Origin of the sequence: uncultured Algibacter sp., assembly GCF_963976535.1 — a bacterium.
GTDB lineage: Bacteria > Bacteroidota > Bacteroidia > Flavobacteriales > Flavobacteriaceae > Algibacter_B.
On sequence record NZ_CAXBLF010000014.1, the window covers coordinates 46,272 to 61,775 of the forward strand.

Sequence of the window (15,504 nt, forward strand, 5' to 3'; positions counted from 1 at the left end):
GCATAAAGATAAATGATTTTAAAGGGTTTTAGAGAAAAATCTAATAAAAAGTACTTAAACAAATTGTTGTCTGAAAGGCAGGTAATTGTTAACGACGATAAGTTAATAAGTTTAGGAATTATCTTTAATATTGATGAAATTCATGATTTTGAATCATTTCGAAAACTATCTGATTTTATAAAAGTTAGGCCAAATAAATTAAAAATCATTGCATTTTCCGAAAGCAAAAAAAATGATTTACATGCTTGGGATGAATGTTATAATTTAAAAGATTTTGGATGGAAAGGAAAGATTAAAAACGCTGATTTACAGGAGTTTTTGGATGTACCATTTGATATTCTGATTAGTTATTTTGAAAAAGATGTTTTAGAATTGAAATTGATGACTGCTAAGTCTAAAGCAAAATTTAAAATAGGCATTTTACAAACGGATGAACGTTTAAACGATTTGATTATTAAAACAAGTCTAAAACAGTTTGAGTTATTTAAGAAAGAAGTTTTTAAGTACCTCAGTATATTAAATAAAATATAGTAAAAATGAATAGTAAGTTTCTTGGAACTGGAGTGGCATTGGTAACCCCTTTTAAGGCAGATTTAAGTATAGATCATGCAGCCTTGGCACATATTGTAAATTATAATATTGAAAAAGGCACAGAATATCTTGTAATTTGTGGAACAACTGGAGAAAGTGTAACACTTACAAAACAAGAAAAAAAGGAAGTTGTAGCCACTATTTCAAAAGCTAATAACGGAAAATTGCCATTAGTTTTGGGGATTGGAGGAAATAATACAACTGCCGTTGTTGAGGAAATAAAATCTACTGATTTAAGCGGAATTGATGCTATTTTGTCAGTTTCTCCATATTATAGTAAACCAACTCAAGAAGGTATTTACCAACATTTTAAGGCTATTGCTGAAACTTCACCTATAGATGTTATTTTATATAATGTTCCTGGACGTACTTCAAAAAATATTGAGGTAGAAACCACTTTAAGATTAGCTAACGATTTTAAAAACATAGTTGCAGTTAAAGAGGCTGGAAATAACATGTCTCAATATTTAGAGTTAATTAAAAATAAACCAGAAGATTTTTTAATAATTTCTGGTGACGATGATTTGGCTCTTGGAGTAACTTTAGCTGGTGGAGCAGGAGTAATTTCAGTTATAGGTCAAGCGTTTCCAAAAGAGTTTTCAAATATGATTCGGTTAGGTTTAAAAGGTGATGCTAAAGGAGCTTATAAACTGCACTATAAGCTTATGGCGGTAATAGGTCTTATTTTTGAAGAGAATAACCCTGCAGGAATTAAAGCGGTTTTTGAAGCTTTAAATTTATGCCAAGATTCGGTTAGATTGCCACTAGTTCCAGCATCAAGTCAACTAAAACAAAAGATTGTAGATTTCGTAAATACTTTTTAAGTCTGTTAAAAATTACTTAAACCTTATGATCGTTGACTTTAAGCTGTTATTTTAGCATGAAAATAATATTTTTAAAATCCATATTAATAGCGTATTTTTGCGTGCTGTATTAAAAACCTATGATAAAATTTTTTTACATTCTAATAGTTTTAGCAGTTTTAAGTAGCTGTAGCGAGTATCAAAAGGCTTTAAAAGCAGATGGAGAAGGTGCTATTGCTACAAAATTTAAAATGGGAGAAGCGTTGTATAATGAGGGCAAATTTGCGAAAGCTAATAGACTTTTTGCTCAAATTGTCCCAAGTTATAGAGGAAAACCTCAAGCTGAGAAGTTAATGTATTTGTATTCTAATACATTTTACAAAATGGAAGACTATTATGTAGCAGGTTATCAGTTTGAACGATTTGCATCAAGTTATCCTAAAAGTGAAAAGGTTGAAGAAGCTGCCTTTTTGAGTGCTAAAAGTTATTATCAGTTATCACCTGTTTATAGTAAAGAACAAAAAGAAACAAAGGAAGCTCTTGAAAAACTTCAAGAGTTTATCAATTTGTTTCCTGATTCAAAGTATGTTTCTGAAGCCAATCCATTAGTTCAAGAGTTAGATTTTAAACTGGAGAAAAAAGCTTATGAAATTGCTAAACAATATAATAAAATATCAGATTATCCTGCCTCGGTAAGATCTTTTGATAATTTTATATTTGAATTTCCAGGCTCAAAATTACGTGAAAGCGCCTTGTTTTATAGATTAGATTCGGCATATAAATTGGCAGTAAACAGTGTAGAGATTAAAAACTCTTTGCAGAAGGGATTAGTATATTTAAAAAAGCAACGCTTGGAAACAGCAAAAGAGTATTCGGAGGCGTTCAAAGAGATTTATGCCAATTCAAAACATATTGAAGATGTTAATGCCATGGTATTAGCAATAAACGAAGAATTAAAAGGTTACAGCACCAAAAGTTAAATTATAATAAGAATGGATTTAAAAAAAACCAATGCTCCAGTTAATACGGTAACGTATGATAGAAATCAAATAGATGAGCCAACTGAGAATATCTACGAGTCAATTTCAATCATTGCAAGACGTGCAGATCAAATTAACACAGAGATTAAAAAAGAACTTATTGATAAGTTAGAAGAATTTGCTACTTATAATGATAGTCTTGAAGAAATCTTTGAAAACAAAGAGCAAATTGAGGTTTCTAAATTTTACGAAAAATTACCAAAACCTCATGCGTTAGCTGTTCAAGAATGGTTAACAGATAAAATTTATTTTAGAAATACAGAGGAAGATTCTCAAGAATAATTTCTAAATTTAAACACCATTAAACAAACTCCAATACCGTTTTAATAAATGGTCTTGGAGTTTATTTGGTTATTAACATAAGATTTTTATGAGCATATTAACTGGGAAAAAAATACTACTAGGCGTAACAGCTGGCATTGCTGCTTATAAATCTGCTTCATTGGTTAGGTTGTTTATTAAATCTGGTGCTCAAGTAAAAGTAGTTATGACACCTGCTGCCAAAGAATTTGTTACCCCTTTAACATTATCAACATTATCAAAACATCCTGTACATTCGTCTTTCACAAATGAAGAGGATGCCATGGCTGCCGGCAGGCAGGACAATGCTATATGGAATAGCCATGTAGATTTAGGGCTTTGGGCGGATGTATTTGTTATTGCACCAGCAACTGCGAATACCTTATCAAAAATGGCAAATGGCGTTTGTGATAATTTATTATTAGCTACATATTTATCGGCTAAATGTGCTGTGTATTTTGCACCTGCCATGGATTTGGATATGTACAAGCATCCAACTACAATTCAGTCTTTTGAAAAACTAAACAACTTCGGAAATATTATGATTCCTGCTACTAGTGGCGAATTGGCAAGTGGTTTAGTAGGAGCCGGTAGAATGGCTGAGCCAGAAGATATCGTTGCTTTTATAGAAAATGATATTTTAGGAAAACTTCCACTACGTGGAAAAAAAGTATTAATTACCGCAGGACCAACTTACGAGACTATTGACCCTGTTCGTTTTATAGGTAATCATTCTAGCGGAAAAATGGGATTTGAAATAGCTAAAGCAGCAGCTAATTTGGGAGCTGAGGTTATTTTGATTACAGGACCAACACATCAAAAAGTATCTCATGCTTTAATAGATGTTATACCCGTTGTAGGTGCGCAAGAGATGTTTAACGAAGTTCATAAATATTATAAAAATAGTGATGTGGCAATACTTTCTGCGGCTGTAGCAGATTATAAACCTAAAGAAGTGGCATCTCAGAAAATAAAAAAGAAGTCTGAAACGTTAACTTTAGAGTTAGAAAAAACTAAAGACATTCTAGCTTCTTTGGGAGACCTTAAAAAGAAACAATATTTAGTTGGTTTTGCATTGGAAACCAACAACGAATTAGAAAATGCAAAAGGAAAATTAAAAAGGAAGAATTTAAATTTAATTGTGCTAAATTCGTTAAATGATAAAGGTGCTGGCTTTAAAACCGATACTAATAAAGTGACTTTCATTGATGATAAAGAAAATATTTCAGAGTTTCAGTTAAAGTCGAAAGCAGAGGTAGCTTCAGATTTATTAAACAAAATTATATCAGAAATTGATGCGTAATATTTTAGTTGTATTATTAATTTGCCTTAGTTTAAAGGGGATTTCACAGGAGTTGAATTGTAATGTTGTTGTAAACGCAGAACAAACTGGTAATGAAAATTTTCCTATTTTTAAAACACTAGAGAAGCAACTCAATGAGTTTATTAATAATACAAAATGGACTAAAAAAGCCTTTAAAGATCAAGAACGTATTAGTTGCAATATGTTTGTAAATGTTGTTAATTACAGTGGTGAGTCGTTTCAAGCAACATTACAAATACAATCATCACGACCAATTTATGGGTCTTCTTTTAGTACACCTATTTATAATTTCAACGACAAAGATTTTAATTTTAGGTATCTAGAGTTTCAGAATTTAATTTATAATCCTTCTCAATTTGAATCTAACCTTATTTCTGTTATCGCTTTTCATGTCAATATGATTTTGGCTTTAGACGCCGATTCATTTGAAATAAATGGAGGCGATGAGAATTTCAAACAGGCTCAAATTATAACCAATTATTCCCAACAGGGTAATTTTAAAGGTTGGAAATTAGAAGATGGATTACAAAGTAGATTTTCGCTTATTGACAATGTGTTGTCGCCAACATTTAAGGAATTTAGAAATGTTATGTATACCTATCACAGAAATGGTTTAGATGTTATGAGTGATGATGTTAAGGAGGGTAAAGAAGCAGTGGCTTCATCTTTAGAAAAGTTTCAAGCTATGAATAGCCGGAGACCAAATTCTTTCTTATTGCGTACCTTTTTTGATGCCAAAGCAGAAGAAGTAGAGCAAATTTTCTCAGATGGACCAAATGTGGATATAGCAAGTTTAAAAGAAACATTACAAAAAATTGCGCCTATGCATAGTAGTAAATGGCAAAATATTAAATATTAAAAGAAGTCAGTATGTGTCAGTCACAGTATGTAGTTACTGGATACTGGAAACTGAAGACTGAATACTAAAATATGCTAATCTCCCTTTCCATAAAAAATTATGCTTTAATTGACAATCTTAATGTCGATTTTAATGATGGTTTTTCAATTATTACAGGTGAAACTGGTGCAGGTAAGTCTATATTACTTGGTGGTTTATCATTAATTTTAGGTAAGCGCGCTGATTTGAGTAGTTTAAAAGACGCCACACAAAAGTGTATTATAGAAGCCGTTTTTAATGTTTCTAATTATAATCTAAAACCGCTTTTTGAGTCTGAAGATTTTGATTATGAAGCGCATACTATAATTCGAAGAGAGATATTGCCTTCTGGTAAATCCAGAGCGTTTGTTAACGATTCTCCTGTTAACTTAACAAGCTTACAATTGTTAGGAGAGCGTTTAGTCGATATTCATTCTCAACACCAAACGTTGCAATTAACTAGTAACGACTTTCAATTTCAGGTTATTGATGCTTTAGCAAAGAATGAGGATTCACTTCAAAATTATAAAACAGAATTAAATACTTATAAGAAGCTGCAAAAAGCACTAAAAGATCTAACTTCTTTTCAAGTAGAAGCTATCAAAGAGCATGACTATAACTCGTTTTTATTAAACGAATTAGTGGAAGCTAATTTAGTTGCAGGCGAGGTAGAGGTATTAGAAGAAGAATATGAAACCCTAAATAACATTGAAGGCATCAAAGAAAATCTTGCTGAAGCCTATCAGCTTTTAAGTGACGAACAGGTAGGCGTGTTATCTTCTCTTACGTCATTGAAAAATGTCTTTCAAAAGTTAACTGGTTTTTCTTCCAAATATGAAGCGTTATTCGATAGAGCAAATAGCAGCTTGATTGAAATGGATGATTTGTTTAGCGAGATTAATGAATTACAAGACCATATAGAAGCCAACCCGAATAGACTTGAAGTTGTTGATGCTAAATTGAAAACAATTCATGGTTTAATGCAAAAGCACGTAGCTTCTGATGTATCAGAATTAATTACTATAAAGAATCAATTAGAAGAGAAAGTTTCAATTACTGAGAACTTAGATGAAACCATTCAGAAAAAACAATCTGAGATAGATGCAAAAGAAACCGAACTAAACACAATTTCTCAAGTCATTCATAAAAACCGTTCAGAAGTTGTTCCACAATTAAAAAAACAATTGGAAACTATTTTGGTAGATTTAGGTATGCCAAATGCACAGTTTAAAATTGATGTTGTAAGGAGCGAAACGTTTTATGCAAATGGAAAAGATGCCTTGTCATTTTTATTTTCAGCCAATAAAGGCGGAAGTTTTAATGAATTGAAAAAAGCAGCATCAGGAGGCGAACTCTCAAGGATTATGTTAGCTATAAAATCAGTTTTAGCAAAATATATTCAATTACCAACTATTATGTTTGATGAAATAGATACTGGTGTTTCTGGCGAAATTTCAAATAAAATGGGTGATATCATGTTGCAAATGAGTAAAACTATGCAGGTGTTTTCTATCACGCATTTACCGCAAATTGCGGCTAAAGGACATTCGCATTTCAAAGTTTATAAAGAAGATGTTAACGAGGTGACTCAAACCAATTTAATTAAGCTGAATCATGATGAACGCATCGTTGAAATTGCACAAATGCTTGGTGGTTCAGAAATGTCTACTTCTGCGATAGCTCATGCTAAAGAATTACTCAATTAACTTGTCATTCCTACGAATGCAGGAATCTTATTATAAAAATAATAATTTTAATATTATCTTTAGCCCATATTAATTAACTAGAATTAAACATATAACTAATCAACATACAAACCATTAAATATGTATAACTTATTAAAAGGAAAAAAAGGAATCATTTTCGGAGCATTAGATTCTAATTCAATTGCTTGGAAAACTGCTGAGCGTGTACATGAAGAAGGAGGTCAATTTGTACTAACTAACGCGCCAGTAGCAATGCGAATGGGACAAATTAATGAGTTAGCAGAAAAAACAGGTTCTCAAATTATTCCAGCTGATGCCACATCACTTGAAGATTTACAGAATTTAATTGACAAGTCTCAAGAAATTCTTGGAGGAAAAATCGATTTTGTTTTACATTCTATTGGGATGTCTATAAATGTTAGAAAAGGCAAGCATTATACAGATCAAAATTATGAATGGACGCAGAAAGGAACCGATGTTTCAGCCATGTCATTTCATAAATTGATGCAAACATTGTACAAATCTGATGCTATGAATGAATGGGGGAGTATTGTGGCATTAACTTATATGGCTGCACAACGTGTTTTTCCAGACTATAATGATATGGCAGATAATAAAGCATATTTAGAAAGTATTGCACGTAGTTTTGGATACTTCTTTGGAAGAGATAAAAATGTTCGTGTAAATACTATTTCGCAATCACCAACGCCAACAACAGCTGGTAGTGGTGTTAAAGGATTTGATGGTTTTATCGCTTACGCGGAAAAAATGTCGCCACTTGGTAATGCAACCGCTTTAGATTGTGCCAATTATACGGTGTCTTTATTTAGCGATTTAACAAAGCGTGTAACCTTACAAAACTTATTCCATGATGGTGGTTTTAGTAATATGGGTGTTAGTGATGCTGTAATGAGTACGTTTGTAGGGGAAGAATAAAAATTATTAAAGACCTGTCAACCTGAGTTCGATATAAAAATCTTCATTTTAAGGGTGAAAATCAACAAAATAGTTGGGTTGTCACCTTGAGCGCAGTCGAAAGGTCATTAAAATCGATAAATTCTTTGGGTTTCGACTGCGCTCAACCTGACATTGAAACATAAATAATTAATTTTCATTAGAATATGTTTGTTCTTACGTCGAACTCAGGTTGTCAGGTTTTTAAAACCTGACAGGCCTCAAAATGCATAAAGAAAGCTACCCTAAAAACGGTGGCTTTTTTGGTTTTATAATTTAAAAAATTATGGCGAGTTTTAAAAAAAACCGCGCTATCCGTTACTAGTTTTGGCTCGATGCGCGCCTCGCCAAAAGCTAACCACTACTATCGCTCTCGCACCTATCTGCCAATTAAGAGTCCAATCGAAAAGCAGTTGTAAGTTTGCTAATAAATGTAACAGGATTAATTACATTTGTATTATGCAATTAGAGTATTCATTCATAATTCCAGTCTATAATAGACCAGATGAAATTCAAGAGCTTTTACAAAGTTTTGAAGCTTTAGAGGGAAATATGTTGTATGAAATTGTAATTGTTGAGGATGGGTCAACTAAAACTTCAAAAGATGTCGTTGAAACGTTCAATAAAAAGCTAAATATTTCTTATTTTTTTAAAGAAAACTCGGGACCTGGAGATTCAAGGAACTTTGGAATGAAGCATGCCAAAGGAAACTATTTTATCATTTTAGATTCTGATTGTATTCTACCTAAACAGTATTTAACTGAAGTAGAAAAGAGTTTAGCAACAGATTATGTTGATTGTTTTGGAGGACCCGATGCCGCTCATGATTCGTTTTCAAATCTTCAAAAAGCGATTAATTTTTCAATGACCTCGTTTATTACTACAGGAGGCATACGTGGTAATAAGAATAGTATTGATACATTTCAACCAAGAAGTTTCAATATGGGGCTTTCAAAAAAAGCTTTTGAAGATTCAAAGGGATTTGGAAGAATTCATCCAGGAGAAGACCCAGATTTATCTATTAGATTATGGGATTTGGGTTATAAAACAAAATTAGTTCCTGATGCCTATGTGTATCATAAACGACGTGTTTCTTGGGAGAACTTTTACAATCAAGTCAATAAATTTGGTATGGTTCGTCCTATTTTAAATAAGTGGCATCCTTCAACAAAAAAAGCGACCTATTGGTTTCCAACTTTATTTAGCATGGGTTTAATATTGGCTATTTTGTTATTTGCTATTGGATTTAAATGGCTCTTAATCGGATATGGATTATATTTTGTAATTGCTTTTTTATTAGCTTTATCTAGCACAAAGAATTTAATAGTCTCTATATTGGCTATTCTAGCAATTTTAATTCAGTTCACTGGTTATGGCTATGGGTTTTTAAAATCTACTTTTGCGGTTTCTATGTTGAATAAAAATCCTGAAACGCATTTTCCTAAATTATTCTTTAAGTTGAAATAATGAAATAATGAAATAATGAAAAAATTAAAAGCAGATATTATAGCGTCCTTTAAAAATAAAAGAATCAATGTATTCATTTTATTTTTACTATTTGCTTTCGTTATTTTAATTTTTACCAAGCTATCAAAAGAATACACAAATACAATAGCTTTTGAAATAGAAAAACTAAATGTACCTCAAGAAAATATTATTTTTAATGATTCTGTCAATTTAAATATCACTTTAAAAACACATGGTTTTAAATGGTTAAAGTACTACGTTTCTAAGCCAAAGATTAAAATAGATTTTAATAAAGATGTATTTAAGAAAGAAGGCGTTTTTGTTTGGAATAAATCAAAATCATTTCTAAATAACACGCAATTTGATAAACAAGTGGAGCTTTTGAGCATAGCACCAGACCCAATTATTTTTAGATATGGCATTAATATGGTGAAAAAAGTCCCTGTTATATTGAATGCTGATGTTAGTTTTGATCCAGGTTTTAATATGTCTGGTAATCTAATTTCTGAACCAGATTCGGTTATAGTGGTTGGCCCAGATATATTAGTTTCTAAAATTACAGCTCTTGAAACAGAAGCTGTGACTTTAAAAGAGATACGAGCAAATGTATCAGAAATTGTAAAATTGAAGTTGCCAAAAAGCACCTCAGATTTAAAGTTTTCTACTGAACAAATTGTCTTAAAGGGGCAAGTAGAAAAGTTTACAGAAGGCACTCTTAAAATTCCTATTTCTGTAATCAATATTCCGAAAAACACAAAACTAAAATACTTTCCAAAGGTAGTTAGTGTTTCTTATTATGTAAGTTTGAGTAATTTTAATACCATTACACCCAATGATTTTAAGGTTGTTTGCGATTTTAATAAAACTAATGAGAGTCAATCTTTCTTAATCCCAGAACTTGTTAAATATCCTGAGACTGTAAAGAATGCAAGAATTGAACAACAGCGTATTGAATTTATTATAACAAAATGATTATTGTAGGACTTACAGGTGGCATTGGGAGCGGGAAGACAACTGTCGCAAAACAGTTTTCAGAAATGGGTATTCCTGTTTATATTGCTGATGAAGAAGCAAAAGGCTTGATGCGAAGATCTAAAATTATCAAAAGAAAACTCATCAAATTATTTGGTGATGAGGCTTATATTGATGATGAATTAAATAAACCCTTCTTAGCAAATATCATTTTCAATGATAAAAGGTATTTACAAAAAATGAATGCTATAGTACATCCCAAAGTGGCGCGACATTTTCAAAAGTGGGTAATAAAACAAGATACACCCTATGTGATTAAAGAAGTTGCTATCTTATTTGAAAATGGAGGACATAAGGCATGTGATTTTGTAATTACTGTAACTGCTCCAATAGAAACAAGAATAAAGCGTTTACTCAAACGCGATAATACTTCAAAAGAAAAAATTGAAGCCATTATGAAAAATCAATGGACAGATAAAGAAAAAGTAAAGCATTCTCATTTTGTTATTGAAAATATTGAACTTGAAAATACTAAAAAACAAGTTGTAAAGATTCATAAGGAAATTCTTAAAATGGGCTAAGAAACTACAATTTTAACATTTTTGTTAATGTAAGGTTAAAACATAAGATTACTAAATGTTAAAATGTTAATTTTGAATGATGGGCAAAAAATTATTTATCCTGTTAATAATACTCATGAGTTTGTCTCTAGTTGGTATTATTGCTATTCAAGCTTATTATATTAATGATTCGGTAGATAACGAAAATGAACGTTTTAATTTTAATGTTGTTAAAGCACTTAATTATGTTTCTAATACCATTGAAGAAAACGAATCAGAAATGTATTTTTCTAAGTTTTTTAACTTAGATAGTGAGAAAAAAACAGATGAAGATGCTGTTTCTCAGTTGCTGATTTATCAGAAAAACAACAGCACAAAAGAAATGTTCATTTATAGAGGTGATGTTTTAGAAGAAAACTATAAACTATCTTCTTCGCTCTTTGACATTGGTTTAGATAGCATTGATATTAAAAATATTACTGCAAAATCAACTACAGAAATATATAATAGTGCAGGAATTACTGAAAAGGACATTAAAAGTCCGATTACTAAAATCATAAGAAGTGGTACTATTGATGAAGCACAAAAGTTGAGTTTTGATAGGAGTTTTAAAGAAATTTCAAAACGAACACCAATTCATAAGCGGGTTTCAGAAAAAGAAATTAAAAGGTTGTTATCAGAGAAACTTGAAAAAGATGGTATTGATATCGATTTTGAATTTGCCATTTATAGTAATGATTTAGCAACTAAAGTACGAAGTGATAACTTTGAGTATAATCCCGAATCTAAACTTAGAGTTCCTATATTTTATGATGAAAACAATCAAACACCATATAGACTCATAGTAAATTTTCCTGATGATAGAAAATTTATTTTATCAGGTATTATTGGGATGATTTTTTTATCTGTGATTTTCACATCCATTATCATACTGGCGTATTTAAGCGCTTTATTTCAGTTGGTAAAACAGCGTAAAATTTCAGAAATTAAAACGGATTTTATAAATAACATGACGCATGAGTTTAAAACACCAATCGCGACTATTAACTTAGCCTTAGATGCTATTAGGAATCCAAAAGTTATTGATGATAAAGAGAAGGTACTGCGATATCTTAGGATGATAAAGGAAGAAAATAAGCGTATGCATGCGCAAGTTGAAAATGTACTAAGAATATCTAAACTAGAGAAAAATGAGCTAAACATTAGTAAGGATAGAGTGGAGTTACACGACTTAGTTGAAGACGCTTTAACACATGTAGAGCTTTTGGTAGAAGATAGACAAGGCTATATTAAAACGTTTTTAAACGCAGAAAAGTCATCAGTTTTAGCGAACGAAACCCATTTTACCAATGTTATAGTAAACATTCTGGATAATGCAATAAAATATTCTCCAGAGGCTCCCAAAATTGAAGCGTATACTGAAAATGCAGGGACAAATATAATTTTAAAAATTAAAGATCATGGTAGTGGCATGAGTAAAGCGGCTGCTAAAAGAGTGTTTGAAAAATTTTATAGAGAGCACACCGGAAATATTCATAACGTAAAAGGTCATGGTTTAGGTCTAGCCTACGTTAAACGAATTGTAGAAGACCATCAAGGTCATGTATCAGTAGAATCAGAAAAAGAAAAAGGAAGCACTTTTATTATAAAGCTACCGTTAATATCATAACTATGGAAGAGCATAAAAAAAGAATATTATTAGTTGAAGACGACCCTAATTTTGGAACCGTTCTTAAGGATTATTTAATGATGAATGAGTATGAAGTTACACATGCTAAAAACGGAATGGAAGGCTTCGAGAAATTCAAGAAAGACGATTTCGATTTATGCATTTTAGATGTAATGATGCCTTATAAAGATGGGTTTACTTTAGCTAAAGAAATAAGAGAGAAAAACACAGATGTTCCTATTGTGTTTTTAACGGCTAAAACGATGAAAGAAGACGTTTTAAAAGGCTATAAAGTAGGTGCGGATGATTATTTAAATAAGCCTTTTGATAGCGAGGTGCTTTTAATGAAAATTAAAGCTATTATTCAAAGAAAAGCTACCGAAACCATTTCAGATAGTAAACAATTTGAGTTTAAAATAGGACGTTTCGATTTAAATTCTAAACTGCGTTTCTTGAAGTTTGATGGTGAAAACCCCGTTAAACTATCACCAAAGGAAAACGAGTTATTGCGTTTATTAGCATTACATGAAAACGACTTAATGCCACGAGAATTGGCATTAACAAAAATATGGCGTGATGACAATTATTTTACCTCGCGAAGTATGGATGTATATATTGCGAAACTCCGTAAGTACATGAAGCTAGATGAAAAAGTAGAAATACTTAATATTCATGGTGAAGGTTTTAGGTTGGTAATAAACAGTTAGAAAATTTTAATTTTGTGATAATAAAAATCCAGCTATATGCTGGATTTTTTTGGCGCCTGCCGGCAGGTTACCACTCCCGATAGCTCCCGATAGCTATCGGGACGAAAGGGTGGGCTTGGAGTTTATCCTGAGCGAAGTCATAGGGCTATATCTTTTTAAAATGTCATGGCGAAGACGAAGGACGTGGCAATCTGTTAATTATTAGCCAGCCTATATTTATAGCTTATCATCTTTAAAAAGGATGCCGCTGCAATCCCTAACCACGATCTAGTTTTCTTTTAAATTATAATGTTATTAGGTTATTAACCTGAGCTGGATTAGTAAATAATTGAATATTAATAAGTTTAGCAATCCACAAGGTTTTGAAAACCTTGTACGCCTAATTTTAACACTTATAAGGTCTAAATGAGACTTTATTGGACATAAGATTCGTTATTTATAGCTAAAATTCAAGTTGATACAATTATAATAATTAACCAAACACAGGTTATTAGGTTTTACAACAAACATGCATTCCAAATAGCATCATTTGGTAAAGGCGCATCAATTGAAATCGGTTCTTTTTTTACTGGATGAATAAACTCTATATGTCTGGCGTGTAAGCTAATGCTGGCATCTTTATTACTTCTGTCAAAACCATATTTTAAATCGCCTTTAATTGCGCATCCTATATTTGATAATTGTACACGTATTTGGTGGTGTCTGCCCGTTTCCAAATTAATTTCAAGCAAAAAGTAATTATCTAATTTTTTTATGACTTTATAATGAAGAATAGCTTTTTTGCTTTCGGAAACCGCTTTTGAATAAGCTCTTGATTTATTGTTTTTAGGATTTTTAATAAGCCAATTTATGAGGGTGTCTTCATGTTTTATAGGTTTGTTTTTCACAATCGCCCAGTATGTTTTCTTAATTTCTTTTGAAAGGAATAATTTGTTAAGCCTAGGAAGTACTTTACTTGTTTTTGCAAAAATAACAAGACCAGTGGTGGGTCTATCTAATCTGTGAACAGTTCCTAAATAGACATTTCCAGGTTTGTTGTATTTGTCTTTGATATATTCTTTTACAACGTCGCTAAGTGGTTTGTCACCTGTTTTATCACCTTGCACAATATCACCAGCACGTTTGTTTACTATAATGATGTGGTTGTCTTCGAAAAGCACCTGAAGGTTGTCTTTATTTGAAATTATTTTTGACATGTTGGTTTTAGGCACGGATTTCACAGATTTTCACTGATACTTCCTCTCATGTTTTTCTGTTGCACAGAGACTCTCAGAGTTATTAGTGATTTCAATATTTAAATTTTAATCCAGCAAATATTTATTCTAATGATTTGCTAGCTTTAATTTATACGGATTTTATTTTCCCCTTCGAGGAAATGCCCGTAGGGCAATGGGATTAATATTGCTCACTCTCATTAGGGAAATCAACACGTTTAACATCAGCTACATATTGTGAAATGGCAGTAGTCATTTCTTCATATAAATGTAAATATCTACGTAAAAATCTAGGATTAAATTCATGTGTCATTCCTAGCATATCGTGTAAAACCAAAACTTGTCCATCTACATCTGGTCCAGCTCCAATTCCTATTATTGGGATACTAACGCTCTCTGCAACTTGTTTAGCTAGTTTTGCTGGAATTTTTTCTAATACAATAGCAAAACATCCTACTTTTTCAAGCATTTTGGCATCTTCAATTAAATCTTCTGCTTCTTGTTCATCTTTTGCACGAACAGTATAGGTTCCAAATTTATATATGGACTGAGGTGTTAGTCCTAGGTGTCCCATTACTGGAATACCAGCGTTTAAAATTCGCTTTATGGATTCTTTTATTTCGCGTCCGCCTTCAAGTTTAACCGAGTGCGCACCACTTTCTTTCATTATTCTAATGGCAGAACGTAAAGCTTCTTTCGGATCACTTTGATAGCTGCCAAAAGGTAAATCTACAACTACCAAACACCGGTCAATAGCACGAATTACAGAAGAGGCATGATAAATCATTTGGTCTAAGGTAATTGGTAGCGTCGTTTCATGCCCTGCCATAACATTACTTGCAGAATCACCTACAAGAATAACATCAATACCAGCCCCATCAACAATTTTTGCCATCGTATAATCATAGGCAGTAAGCATAGATATTTTTTCGCCATTGGCTTTCATATCTACTAATGTTTTTACGGTAACGCGTTTGTATTCATTTTTGGCTACAGACATATTTTTTAATTTAGTTAGCACGTAAAAATACTAAATTAAGAAGTATACCAAATGAATTTTAAAATGATTGATTAAATTTATTTGGTATTTCCTGTTAAACTTTTCTTTGAAGCAAACTTTGATAGCTGGTTATCAGTTATTTTGGTTGGGGATTTATGGAAAGCTTGTGTTTATCTGGTTAAGAAGCTAAAAAGATATAGAAAATAGAGTAGAGAAGAGAGAGAAAAGAAAAGTGGAATATTATTGAAGGTAGAAAACGAAAGAAAACTGTGATTTTTAAACGTTTGAGTAAGCCTGAAAACTGCGACTGCGACTGCAAA

At 31.8% G+C, this 15,504-nt stretch carries 15 protein-coding genes; 13 read left to right on the top strand and 2 right to left on the bottom strand.

The features are described from left to right. The first annotated feature begins 12 nt into the window (after positions 1 to 12). From AAC024_RS06150 to AAC024_RS06210, 13 genes are all read left to right on the top strand, one after another. Entirely contained in the window at positions 13 to 531 is a 519-nt protein-coding gene (locus AAC024_RS06150; RefSeq protein WP_339894344.1) for a hypothetical protein, read from the top strand. 5 nt (positions 532 to 536) lie between these two features. Further along, positions 537 to 1,415, top strand: coding sequence for a 4-hydroxy-tetrahydrodipicolinate synthase (gene dapA, locus AAC024_RS06155; protein ID WP_339894346.1), 879 nt, complete (start codon positions 537 to 539; stop codon positions 1,413 to 1,415). Positions 1,416 to 1,534: 119 nt separating this feature from the next. Beyond that, positions 1,535 to 2,374: an outer membrane protein assembly factor BamD gene (bamD, locus tag AAC024_RS06160; protein WP_339894347.1), complete on the top strand. Its 840-nt coding sequence runs from the start codon at positions 1,535 to 1,537 to the stop codon at positions 2,372 to 2,374. Between the two features lie 12 nt (positions 2,375 to 2,386). Next, positions 2,387 to 2,716 carry a DNA-directed RNA polymerase subunit omega gene (locus tag AAC024_RS06165; protein ID WP_339894348.1) on the top strand — a complete coding sequence of 110 codons (330 nt, stop codon included), beginning with the start codon at positions 2,387 to 2,389 and terminating at the stop codon, positions 2,714 to 2,716. Positions 2,717 to 2,804: 88 nt separating this feature from the next. Continuing rightward, on the top strand, positions 2,805 to 4,037 hold the full coding sequence (coaBC, locus tag AAC024_RS06170) for a bifunctional phosphopantothenoylcysteine decarboxylase/phosphopantothenate--cysteine ligase CoaBC (RefSeq protein WP_339894349.1): 1,233 nt from the start codon (positions 2,805 to 2,807) through the stop codon (positions 4,035 to 4,037). Next, the gene (locus tag AAC024_RS06175) at positions 4,030 to 4,917 is read left to right on the top strand and encodes a DUF4835 family protein (protein ID WP_339894350.1); all 888 of its coding nucleotides are present in this window, start codon (positions 4,030 to 4,032) and stop codon (positions 4,915 to 4,917) included. The genes coaBC and AAC024_RS06175 overlap by 8 nt, the downstream gene beginning before the upstream one ends. Before the next feature lie 71 nt (positions 4,918 to 4,988). Further along, a complete protein-coding gene (gene recN / locus AAC024_RS06180) occupies positions 4,989 to 6,641 on the top strand; it encodes a DNA repair protein RecN (RefSeq protein WP_339894351.1) in 1,653 nt (550 codons plus the stop codon). Positions 6,642 to 6,761: 120 nt separating this feature from the next. Next, positions 6,762 to 7,577, top strand: coding sequence for an SDR family oxidoreductase (locus AAC024_RS06185; protein ID WP_339894352.1), 816 nt, complete (start codon positions 6,762 to 6,764; stop codon positions 7,575 to 7,577). Between the two features lie 477 nt (positions 7,578 to 8,054). Beyond that, positions 8,055 to 9,062: a glycosyltransferase gene (locus AAC024_RS06190; protein ID WP_339894353.1), complete on the top strand. Its 1,008-nt coding sequence runs from the start codon at positions 8,055 to 8,057 to the stop codon at positions 9,060 to 9,062. A 15-nt stretch (positions 9,063 to 9,077) separates the two neighbouring features. Then, positions 9,078 to 10,034 (top strand): YbbR-like domain-containing protein, encoded by a 957-nt coding sequence (locus AAC024_RS06195; protein WP_339894354.1) that lies wholly within the window; start codon positions 9,078 to 9,080, stop codon positions 10,032 to 10,034. Then, entirely contained in the window at positions 10,031 to 10,615 is a 585-nt protein-coding gene (coaE, locus tag AAC024_RS06200; protein ID WP_339894356.1) for a dephospho-CoA kinase, read from the top strand. Before AAC024_RS06195 ends, coaE begins: the two co-directional genes overlap by 4 nt. A 115-nt stretch (positions 10,616 to 10,730) precedes the next feature. After that, positions 10,731 to 12,263 carry a HAMP domain-containing sensor histidine kinase gene (locus tag AAC024_RS06205; protein ID WP_339894357.1) on the top strand — a complete coding sequence of 511 codons (1,533 nt, stop codon included), beginning with the start codon at positions 10,731 to 10,733 and terminating at the stop codon, positions 12,261 to 12,263. A gap of 2 nt (positions 12,264 to 12,265) precedes the next feature. Beyond that, positions 12,266 to 12,970, top strand: coding sequence for a response regulator transcription factor (locus AAC024_RS06210; RefSeq protein WP_339894359.1), 705 nt, complete (start codon positions 12,266 to 12,268; stop codon positions 12,968 to 12,970). Positions 12,971 to 13,467: 497 nt separating this feature from the next. Here the strand turns inward: AAC024_RS06210 and AAC024_RS06215 are convergent, their stop codons facing one another. Beyond that, positions 13,468 to 14,166: an RluA family pseudouridine synthase gene (locus AAC024_RS06215; protein ID WP_339894360.1), complete on the bottom strand. Its 699-nt coding sequence runs from the start codon at positions 14,164 to 14,166 to the stop codon at positions 13,468 to 13,470. Between the two features lie 199 nt (positions 14,167 to 14,365). Continuing rightward, on the bottom strand, positions 14,366 to 15,184 hold the full coding sequence (panB, locus tag AAC024_RS06220) for a 3-methyl-2-oxobutanoate hydroxymethyltransferase (protein ID WP_339894361.1): 819 nt from the start codon (positions 15,182 to 15,184) through the stop codon (positions 14,366 to 14,368). Positions 15,185 to 15,504 lie beyond the last annotated feature (320 nt).